We start from the raw sequence: 807 nt of genomic DNA, 5'->3' as shown, positions 1-807 counted from the left end.
AAAATCACCTTTGAAAAATACTATTTGATTCTTGCATATGAGATTTGACTCTGCCTTTAATTAAGAAAAATCATTTTTTGAAACAATAATGGGAATAAAATCATTTGAATATACTGTTCCTCAACTTACTTATCTAATCAAATCAAAGCTTTGGGCTCAAGTTTTAGTCGGACTCTTTCTTGGTCTATTATTTGGGCTTTTTTTGGGACCCGAGTTTGACATCGTTGAAAAAGAGACCACTGATGTAATTACAGAATGGCTTTCAATTCCTGCTCATCTCTTTTTGAAAATTATTCAAATGATAATAGTTCCACTAATTTTTGCATCAATTATTCGTGGTCTGACATCTGCGGGAAGTATGGAGCAGCTACAAAAACTCGGATTGGGTGCAGCACTGTACTTTATTGCAACTACTGCAATAGCCCTATCGATTGGAATTCTAGTTGTTACAACTATAGAGCCTGGAAACCTAATTGATTCTTCTGCAATAAGAGAAAGTTTTGGAATTGAAGAAGCAGAAAGTACAGTTGAGCCCTATGACTTTTCCTTATCTGATATCCCAAAAAGCATTGTAGGTATTGTTCCAAGCAATCCGCTTGCATCGTTTATGTCCGGAGAGATGCTTAGCATCATTGTCTTTGCGCTAATTGTCGGCGTATCTATGATAATGATACCAACAAAAAGCTCCAAACCAATTCTTGATCTTTTAGAATCCATCCAAAAAATTACAATGAAAGTTGTATCTTGGGCAATGCGTCTTGCACCATTTGCAGCATTTGGTTTGATGGCAGATATTACAGCAAAGCT

At 35.9% G+C, this 807-nt stretch carries 1 protein-coding gene; it reads left to right on the top strand.

The features are described 5' to 3' along the window. Nucleotides 1–88: 88 nt before the first annotated feature. Nucleotides 89–807, top strand: a 719-nt coding sequence (locus C6988_RS11000; protein ID WP_182135494.1) for a dicarboxylate/amino acid:cation symporter, incomplete at its 3' end; no start/stop codon positions are given.

It is taken from the genome of Nitrosopumilus sp. b1, from assembly GCF_014078545.1.
Taxonomy (GTDB): domain Archaea; phylum Thermoproteota; class Nitrososphaeria; order Nitrososphaerales; family Nitrosopumilaceae; genus PXYB01.
Note: the sequence above shows the minus strand (reverse complement) of the source record. Positions and strands in the feature narration are given on the sequence as shown.